Source organism: Stenotrophomonas terrae, from assembly GCF_001431465.1.
Classification (GTDB): Bacteria; Pseudomonadota; Gammaproteobacteria; order Xanthomonadales; family Xanthomonadaceae; genus Stenotrophomonas; species Stenotrophomonas terrae.
Genome location: NZ_LDJJ01000035.1, coordinates 22,960 through 31,727, shown reverse-complemented (window position 1 = coordinate 31,727; position 8,768 = coordinate 22,960). Strand labels below are relative to the sequence as shown.

The window sequence follows — 8,768 nt, the reverse complement described above, 5'->3', positions numbered from 1 at the left end:
CCGAGCAGAAGACGCTGGATTACCCGACCGTTTCGGTTGCGGTGCAGCGCTTGGGCCAGCTGGCTGCGCACGGCGCTTAAAGCGTTGGGTTTTTGTTTTGGAGAACGGGCCCTTTGGGGCCCGTTCTTTTTTGGGGTGAGGGGAAGCTTTTGGGCATTACCGGGAAAGCCTCTGCCGAGCATGGCTCGGCACTACAGGCCCCCCTCCCGCTCGCGGGAGAGGGGTTGGGGTGAGGGGAAGCTTTTGGGCATTACCGGGAAAGCCTCTGCCGAGCATGGCTCGGCACTACAGGCCCCTCTCCCGCCTGCGGGAGAGGGGTTGGGGTGAGGGCAGCTTTTAGAGCATTACCGGTAAAGCCTCTGCCGAGCATGGCTCGGCACTACAGGCTCCTCTCCCCGGTTGGGGAGAGGGGGGCTGTCGCTTTACCACCAGCAGGTTATCCTCGCCCTCCAAGCCGAACCGAAGACGCGCCTGTGTCCCCCCGAATCGCATTCCTCGCCAGTGCAGTGGAGTCCGCCCAGCAGGCCCGTGTCGCCTTGGCTGCCCGTTACGGCGACCATGATCCGGAAGAGGCGGACGTGATCTGCCCCCTGGGCGGCGATGGCTTCATGTTGCAGACCCTGCATCGCCATGGCAGCAAGGGCAAGCCGGTATTCGGCATGAAACTGGGCACCGTCGGCTTCCTGATGAACCATCATCGCGAAGACGACCTGATCCAACGCCTGGCTCTGGCCGAACCGGCGCACCTGCGCCCGCTGGAAATGATCGCGTTGACCGAGTCGGGTACTACCACCGGCTCGCTGGCCTACAACGATGTGTCGATGCTGCGGCAGACCCGCCAGGCCGCGCATATCGGCATCGATCTTAATGGCCAGCAGCGTGTGGAAGAGCTGATCTGCGACGGCGTGCTGGTGTCCACTCCCGCCGGCAGCACGGCGTACAACTACTCGGCGCACGGCCCGATCCTGCCGCTGGGCTCCAATACCATCGCCCTGACGCCGCTGGCGCCCTACCGCCCGCGCCGCTGGCGGGGTGCCATCCTCAAGGCCGAGACCGAAGTGCGCTTCCGCGTGCTCGATCCCTATAAGCGCCCGGTCAGTGTCACCGCCGATTCACACGAAACCCGCGACGTGGTCGAAGTGACCATTCGCGAGTCGCGCGAGCGCCAGGTGACCCTGCTGTTCGACCCCGAACACAACCTGGAAGAACGCATTCTCAGCGAGCAGTTCATGGTGTGAGGGCAGGGCAGTGTGATCGGCAATGCGCCGTTTGGGTGCAGTGGCAGCGCTTGCAGGTAGACTGGGTCCCGTTCCTTGATCGCATTGGGTTCATCGTCCATGGGTGACAACACTCCCCGACTTCTCACCGTCGCGGTTACTTCGCGCGCATTGTTCGATCTTGAAGAGGGCCACGCGCTGTTCGAGCGTGAAGGCCTTGAAGCCTATGCCGCCTACCAGCGGGAGCACGAAGACGATGTGCTCAAGCCCGGCGTTGCCTTTCCGGTAGTACGCAAGCTGCTGGCGCTCAATGACGGGGCGCCGGTGGAAACCCCGCGCGTGGAGGTGATCCTGCTGTCGCGCAACTCGGCCGATACCGGCCTGCGTATTTTCAATTCCATCCAGCACTACAAGCTGGATATCGTGCGTGCCACCTTCACTGCGGGTGAGCCAACCTGGCCTTACGTCAAGCCGTTTGGCACGGACCTGTTCCTGTCGGCCAACCCGGATTCGGTGCGGCGCGCCCTGGTCAACGGCATCGCCGCGGCCACCATCCTGCCTCAGAGTGCGCAGGAAGTTGCCGCTGCATCGGCGGCCGCCACCGACACCGGCCGTTCCAAGACCCAGTTGCGCATCGCCTTCGACGGTGATGCGGTGATCTTCGGCGACGAAAGCGAACGTATCTCGCGCGAGCAGGGCGTCGAAGCCTTTGGCCGGCATGAACGCGAGCGTGCACATGAACCACTCAGCGGTGGCCCGTTCCGCAACTTCCTGTCGGCACTGCACGCCTTGCAGGCTGCGTTCCCGGCCGGCGAAGCCGCGCCAATCCGCACGGCACTGGTGACGGCCCGTTCCGCACCGGCGCATGAGCGGGTGATCCGCACGCTGCGTGAATGGGGTGTGCGTCTGGACGAAGCCTTGTTCCTGGGCGGGCGCCACAAGGGGCCGTTCCTGGAAGCATTCGGCGCCGATATTTTCTTCGACGATTCACAGCACAACATCGACAGCGCCCGCCAGCATGTAGCGGCAGGGCATGTGCCGCATGGCGTGGCGAATCCGGATTGAGCTGGATGTTTGTGGGAGCGGCGTAAGCCGCGAAGCAACGGATCTAACCGCCGCTGGCAAGCATTGGTGCAATCGCAGCCAGCGCAGTGTTTGTTGCCTGGTCAGCTTCGCGGCTTACGCCGCTCCCACAATGCCGTCCCGGTGTCGGCTTGCAGTCGTACATCCAACGCATGTTAGGATGAAGACGCTTTCGCGGGTTCTTACCTGAACCAGCGGCAATCCTGCCGCGCCCTGATCTGCACGAATGCAGCAGATCCCTCCCGCACTGCACCCACCCGGTGATCCAGGGGCGGGGCCTGTCCCCGACCGGTAGCGTCACGTACCTGCCATTCCCTTCAACGCTGCCCTGCGTGGCGGCCGGGTGTTTCGCGCGCCGCGCGGGACTGGACGCATTGTCTCTCCTGCACGGTGCATCACGCGCCCTTGCGCAGTGCCGTCGCGTCCGCGCGTTGGCAGCTACACAGGAGAAACAACCCGAATGACCATGCGTATCGCCATTCTTGGAGCCGGCCCCAGTGGCCTGGCGCAACTTCGTGCCTTTGAATCCGCCCGTCGAGGGGGGGCTGAAGTACCGGAGATCGTCTGCTTCGAAAAGCAGTCCGATCTCGGCGGGATGTGGAACTACACATGGCGTACCGGGCTGGATGCTTACGGTGAACCTGTACATGGCAGCATGTACCGCTACCTCTGGTCGAATGGACCGAAGGAAGCACTGGAGTTTGCCGACTACAGTTTTGAAGAGCATTTTGGCCGCCCGATCGCCTCCTATCCGCCACGCGCCGTGCTGCGCGACTACATCATGGGCCGCATCGAAAAGAGCGGCGTACGCGACCAGATCCGCTTCAACATGGCGGTGCAGTGGGTCGACTATTCGGAAGAGACCGAGCGTTTCACCGTCACCGTACGTGATCTGAAGAAGGACGAGCTGCTGACCGAGGAGTTCGATCGGGTCATTGTTGCCACCGGTCATTTCTCCACCCCGAACGCGCCGTTCTTCGAGGGCGTGGATCGTTTCCCGGGGCGTGTGCTGCACGCGCATGATTTCCGCGATGCCTGCGAATTCGCCGACAAGGATCTGTTGCTGGTCGGTGCCAGCTATTCGGCCGAGGATATCGGCACGCAGTGCTACAAGTACGGCGCCAGGTCGGTAACTTTCAGCTACCGCAGCGCACCTACTGGCTATGACTGGCCCGCAGCATTCGAGGAAAAGCCCCTGCTGCAGCGTGTGGAAGGCACCACTGCACACTTCATCGACGGCAGTTCAAAGCAGGTGGATGCAATCGTGCTGTGCACCGGCTACCAGCATCACTTCCCGTTCCTGCCGGATGCACTGACGCTGCGTACCCGCAACCGTCTGTATCCGGGTGATCTGTACAAGGGCGTGTTCTGGATCGACAACCCGAAGCTGATCTACCTGGGCATGCAGGACCAGTACTACACCTTCAACATGTTCGATGCGCAGGCCTGGTACGCGCGTGATGTGATTCTTGGCAAGATCGCCCTGCCTTCAGCCGATGCGATGCGGGTTGACAGCACTGCCTGGCTGGCACGCGAGGAGGCAACGACCTCGGCCGAACAGGACATCGACTTCCAGACCGAATACGTGCGCGACCTGCTCGACGCCACGGATTACCCGGACTTCAACGTCGAGGCCGTGGCCACGCTGTTCAAGCAGTGGAAGCATGACAAGAAGGACGACATCCTCGGCTATCGCAACTACAGCTACCGCTCGGTGTTGACCGGTACCCTGGCGCCACTGCATCACACGCCGTGGATGCAGGCGATGGATGACTCGCTGGAAGCCTTCCTGGCCGATAGCGAACTTGAACCGCAGGAGCGGCTGATTGCCTGACCCGGCAGGCGCCGGTCAGCCCGGCGCCTGTCCCAACGGCAGCAGGATGTTGGTCAGCCTCCAGCGCAGCCCTTGGCGGCTGAGCACGAACACCACCTGGCGGCCGTCTTCCAGATGAGTGGTAGCGGTGAAGCGCGACAGCGATTCGTAGTGGCCGCTGGTATTTGCCAACGGCTTGGCCGGCGAGGGTGGCGCCCAGGTATCGCCACCGACGGTGTCGCCGATGGCGCGCTTCCACAGGCTGTCGCCCTGCAGGATGGCGGCGATGCCCAGCGGGGTGACGAAGGTGTCGACGCCGGCACCGGCCAGGTTGCCGGCCACGCCCAGCGCTACCTGGCCGAACAGACTGGACTGCACGTCCGCGCCGGCCTTGCGCACGACGTAGTCGTTGAGCTGGGCCTTGATGTTGACGCGTACCGCGGCGAAGTCGACATGGCGCGCCAGCTTGCCGGTGTCGCGCTGCTCGATGGCCTGGCTGATGCCACGGATGGCCAGGTACGGGCCGCCGACCACGTAGGCGGTGAGTAACACCGCGACGGTGATCACGGCGGCGAGTATCCATTTTTTCATTGCGTTGCGGTCCTTGATGTCAGGGGTGCGCGGAGCTGCGTGCTTCGGCCCAGCGGCGCAGCATGACCAGGGTTTCGGCCCAGGCCTGGCTGCAGAAACCCAGGTACTCACTGTCGCCATCCCAGCCCAGATGATGAAACTCCAGCACGGTCATCGGCTCGCCTTCATGTGGCAGGCCACGCCAGCTGCCGGGGCTTGCGCGGCGTGACAGGTCGAAGCGGATCTCGCTGCCGGTCCAGGCCGAGGCCGGGCTCTGCGGCGGGTGCCGGCTTATCACTTCCCAGCGCACGCAACCGCTGGGGCTGTTCTGGAGAATCTTCATGGCCACCACGCCATGGCCGGAGCCGGGGTTGTGGCTCAATACCGTGTCGCCATCGATGACCGACTGCTGGTGTGGAATCCACCATTGCCCCAGCCCTTCGGCATTGGCCAGGCCGGCGTACACGGTGGCCAGCGGGGCGTCGATCCAGACTTGCAGGTGGATGCTGGTCATGGCGGCTTCCTGTCGGAGGTTGCCGCCAAGCGTGCCGCAAACCGGGTTGGTTTGCGTGAAGCCAACGCTAATCAGAACTCCAGATCCAGCGCAGCGCACAGGTAGTCGACGAACGGGCCGAGCGCGGCCAGGTCCTTGGCCAGGGTCTGGCGCAGGCGCGGGCCGGTCATCACCTCGTCATCGAGCGAGCGCCACAGCACCCAGTTGCGGTGCTTGAGGTCGTCGATGAACTCGAAATCGGCGGGGAAGCCGCGCGGCGGCCGCACCAGCTTCTCGCTGCTCTCGAACTCGTAGCGCTTGCGCGTGGCGGGCGCATGCGCGGCGGCCTTCCAGCTGCCCGGGTTGTCGAGGATGAACTGGCGCAGGCGGCGCTGCACGTCCGGTTCCGGGTGCCAGATGCCGGCGCCGACAAAGCTTTCGCCCGGCGCCAGATGGATGTAATACGACGGTGCCGGCACCTGCTTGCGGCGCTCGTGGAACAGCCGTGCGCCTTGCCAGGTCTTGTACGGGGCTTTGTCGTGTGAAAAGCGCGAGTCGCGGTAGATGCGGAACAGCGAGCCGCCGACGGTGCGCGGATCGGCCTGGAAATGCGTGCTGACCTGGCTCAGGTCCGGCTGCAGGTCGGTGATCAGGCGCAGGAATGGCTGCCGTACGTGGTCTTCATACTGCTGCTTGTGCTCGGCAAACCAGGTCTTGTCGTTGTGGCGGGCCAGCCCGCGCAGGAACTTGAAGCTGGCGTCGCTGAAATACTGGGTCATGGCGTGTCCTGCAGGGTATGGCGCCACTGCTCCAGTGCATCGAGCAGGGCCAGGGATGCCGGGTTGTCCTTGTGTTCCTCGCGCAGCGCGGCGATCTGCGCGACATATTCCGGCAAGGTCTGTTCGGCCAGGCCAGGTGTGCTGAAACGCTGCTGACGATACGCATCCCAGCGTGAGCGCGCGGTCGCGTCCAGCGTCTGCGGGTGGTTGCGGGCGCGGTAGCGGAACAGCAGTTCGGGTAGGCGTGGGTCGCGGAAGCGCTGTTCCAGTTCGGCCAGTGCCTCCGGCGGCGCAGTGCGCACCTTGCTGAGCAGGCCCTTGTCGCCCTCGGCGAGGAAACCGTCGTAGAGCGAGGCATCGGCATCGATGGGGCCGTCGTTGACGCGTTCGCGGGCGAATACCTGGCGGGCCTTCTCGGCCAGCTGCGGGCCGAGCTCGCGCAGCTTTTCAGCCTTGGCTTCAATTGCCGCAGGGTCGATCTGCAGGCGCTCGAAATCGGCATCGCGCAGGTGATTCCATGCAACCAGCGCCGGTACCTTGTTGAGGTGCACCTCTTTCAACGGAATCCGCTGCTGGCCTTCAGGCAGATCGGCGGCGCGGGTGTACAGGCGCGCGGTGATCTCTTCGACCGAAAGCTCCAGCAAGGGCTCGATGTCGCCTTCCAGGTCGAACACGATGACCCGGTTGTTGATGTGCGGGTGGCGTGCCAGTGGCAGTACCGGTGCGGCGCACAGGCGGCTGGCCGGATAACGCATGGAGATGTGCAGCACCGGCGCCATTGCCACCACGTCGAGCAGGCTGCTGACGTAGCGCTTGTCGCGCAGGCGCAGCGCGTATTCCCACATGCGCGGTTGCGCCTGACGGAAGCGCCTTGCCATGCCGATGGTAGCGTAGACGTCGGACAGCGCTTCGTGGGCATCACCTTCGCGCACGTCGTTGGCCAGCGCCAGGTGTTCGAGCTTGAACGAGGTAGCGCCATCTTCGCGCTTGGGCCAGTTGATGCCGTCCGGGCGCAGGGCGTGCACCAGGCGCAGCATGTCGAGTAGGTCCCAGCGCGAGTTGCCGCTGCGCCACTCGCGTTCATAGGGATCGTGGAAGTTGCGGAACAGCCCGTAGCGCACGAACTCGTCATCGAAGCGCAGCGTGTTGTAGCCCAGCGTGCAGGTTTTGGGCTTGCTCATCATCTCGTTGATGCGGGCAAAGGCCTCGGCCTCACTGACGCCTTCGGCCAAGGCGTGCTGCGGGGTGATGCCGGTGATCAGCGTTGCGATGGGCGAGGGCAGCAGATCGTCAGCGGGTTTGACGTAGAAACTGGCCGGCTCCTCGATGATCTTCAACTCGGCGTCGGTACGCACGGCCGCGAACTGGGCGATGCGGGTGCGGCGTGGATCCTGGCCAAAGGTTTCCAGGTCGTAGAACAGAAAACTCTCGGCCATCAGTGGGCTCCTTCCAGTACCGGCAGCTGTGCATGGACGATCTGTTCCAACGCTGCCCAATCGATGCCGGCCAGCGAATCGAGGCCGGTGGTGGCATTGGCCAGGATGGTCTGCTGCAGGCGCGTGCGTTGCAGCGCCACTGCATAGGGCGTGTGCAGGAAGGTCACCATCGTGTAATGCGGCACGAAGCGGGTCGGCCAGCGCGCCTGCAGTTCCTGTTCCAGCTCGCGCTGCAACAGATAGGCCGGGTCGGCGACGCGGTCGCGCATCTCCAGGTAGTTGTCCAAGGCCATCTGCTGGATGGCGGCGGCATTGGGCTTGCGTTCGGCTTCAAACGCGGCGAAGGCCTGTTCGGTGGTGGCGTTGTCGGCCAGGCAGCGGGCCAGTACCACGCAGTCTTCGAACGCGCAGTTCATGCCCTGGCCGTGGAAGGGCACCATCGCGTGCGCGGCGTCGCCGATCAGCACGGCCTTGCCGCATTGGTGCCAGCGGTCCAGGTACAGCGTGCCCAGCAGACCGGGCGGGTGCTGGTCCCAATCGGCGCGCAGATCGGGAATCAGCGGCAGGGCATCGGCGAAGTCGCGCTGGAACAAGGCCTGGGCTTCGGCACCGTTGCGCACCGTGGCGAAGCTGGGTTCACCTTCATTGGGCAGGAATAAGGTCACGGTGAACGTGCCCTCGTCATTGGGCAGGGCGATGCACATGTAGTTGCCGCGCGGCCAGATGTGCAGCGCATTGGCTTCGATCTGGAAGCTGCCGTCGGCAGCCGGCGGAATCTCGAGTTCCTTGTAGGAATGGTCGAGGAACTCCGTGCGCTCACCGAGCGGCCGCTTGCGGTTCATTGCTGCGCGCAGCGCCGAGCCGGCACCGTCGGCGCCGATCAGCGGCGTGTTGAAATGGATATCGTGTGGCTGGTCATCGCGGTCGTCGATGAAACGGGCGTAGCCGGCATCGAAGTCCACGGTGTGCAGGCGGCGGTGAAAATGGATCTGCGCACCGGCCTGTTCGGCCAATTGCAGCAGGGTGGTGTTGAGAACCTTGCGGTGCACCGACCAGATCACTTCGCTGTCATCGCGGCCATAGCGCTGCAGATCGGGCGCACCGTCGCGTGGATGCACCATGCGTCCGCGCATCATGACCGCCTTGGCCATTACCTCGTCTTCGACACCAGCCTGGCGCAGGGCATTGCGGCCGCGCTCGGCCAGAGCCAGGTTGATCGAGCGGCCGGACTCGTAATCGGCGATACGCGGATCGCCGCGGCGCTCATAGACGGTGATCTTCCAGCCCTGCCGTGACAGCAGGATGGCGAGCAGGGAGCCGGCCAGGCCGGCGCCGATCAGGGTGAGGCTGCGTGGGGTGGGGGTGTTCAAGTCACAG

8 protein-coding genes are annotated in these 8,768 nt (G+C 64.3%); 3 read left to right on the top strand and 5 right to left on the bottom strand.

All coding sequences use genetic code 11. The annotated features are described in order from the left end of the window. The first annotated feature begins 473 nt into the window (after positions 1 to 473). From ABB27_RS11050 to ABB27_RS11040, 3 genes are all read left to right on the top strand, one after another. Positions 474 to 1,238 (top strand): NAD kinase, encoded by a 765-nt coding sequence (locus tag ABB27_RS11050; protein WP_057628759.1) that lies wholly within the window; start codon positions 474 to 476, stop codon positions 1,236 to 1,238. Between the two features lie 99 nt (positions 1,239 to 1,337). Continuing rightward, on the top strand, positions 1,338 to 2,282 hold the full coding sequence (locus tag ABB27_RS11045) for a 5'-nucleotidase (RefSeq protein WP_057628758.1): 945 nt from the start codon (positions 1,338 to 1,340) through the stop codon (positions 2,280 to 2,282). A gap of 478 nt (positions 2,283 to 2,760) precedes the next feature. Further along, the gene (locus tag ABB27_RS11040; protein ID WP_057628757.1) at positions 2,761 to 4,134 is read left to right on the top strand and encodes an NAD(P)-binding domain-containing protein; all 1,374 of its coding nucleotides are present in this window, start codon (positions 2,761 to 2,763) and stop codon (positions 4,132 to 4,134) included. 15 nt (positions 4,135 to 4,149) lie between these two features. Here the strand turns inward: ABB27_RS11040 and ABB27_RS11035 are convergent, their stop codons facing one another. From ABB27_RS11035 to ABB27_RS11015, 5 genes are all read right to left on the bottom strand, one after another. Continuing rightward, positions 4,150 to 4,704: a DUF2939 domain-containing protein gene (locus ABB27_RS11035; RefSeq protein ID WP_057628756.1), complete on the bottom strand. Its 555-nt coding sequence runs from the start codon at positions 4,702 to 4,704 to the stop codon at positions 4,150 to 4,152. Between the two features lie 19 nt (positions 4,705 to 4,723). Beyond that, on the bottom strand, positions 4,724 to 5,197 hold the full coding sequence (locus tag ABB27_RS11030; RefSeq protein ID WP_057628755.1) for an SRPBCC family protein: 474 nt from the start codon (positions 5,195 to 5,197) through the stop codon (positions 4,724 to 4,726). 71 nt (positions 5,198 to 5,268) lie between these two features. Next, on the bottom strand, positions 5,269 to 5,955 hold the full coding sequence (locus tag ABB27_RS11025) for a DUF2461 domain-containing protein (RefSeq protein ID WP_057628754.1): 687 nt from the start codon (positions 5,953 to 5,955) through the stop codon (positions 5,269 to 5,271). Further along, a complete protein-coding gene (sbcB, locus tag ABB27_RS11020) occupies positions 5,952 to 7,391 on the bottom strand; it encodes an exodeoxyribonuclease I (protein ID WP_057628753.1) in 1,440 nt (479 codons plus the stop codon). The genes ABB27_RS11025 and sbcB overlap by 4 nt, the downstream gene beginning before the upstream one ends. Beyond that, positions 7,391 to 8,761, bottom strand: a complete 1,371-nt coding sequence (locus tag ABB27_RS11015; RefSeq protein WP_057628752.1) for an FAD-dependent oxidoreductase — start codon at positions 8,759 to 8,761, stop codon at positions 7,391 to 7,393. Before ABB27_RS11015 ends, sbcB begins: the two co-directional genes overlap by 1 nt. Positions 8,762 to 8,768: the final 7 nt, after the last annotated feature.

Coding starts and splice junctions, on each gene's coding strand:
- ABB27_RS11040 (WP_057628757.1), top strand. CDS start 2,761: ATGACCATGCGTATCGCCATTCTTGGAGCCGGCCCCAGTGGCCTGGCG.
- ABB27_RS11035 (WP_057628756.1), bottom strand. CDS start 4,704: ATGAAAAAATGGATACTCGCCGCCGTGATCACCGTCGCGGTGTTACTC.
- ABB27_RS11030 (WP_057628755.1), bottom strand. CDS start 5,197: ATGACCAGCATCCACCTGCAAGTCTGGATCGACGCCCCGCTGGCCACC.
- ABB27_RS11025 (WP_057628754.1), bottom strand. CDS start 5,955: ATGACCCAGTATTTCAGCGACGCCAGCTTCAAGTTCCTGCGCGGGCTG.
- ABB27_RS11045 (WP_057628758.1), top strand. CDS start 1,338: ATGGGTGACAACACTCCCCGACTTCTCACCGTCGCGGTTACTTCGCGC.
- sbcB (WP_057628753.1), bottom strand. CDS start 7,391: ATGGCCGAGAGTTTTCTGTTCTACGACCTGGAAACCTTTGGCCAGGAT.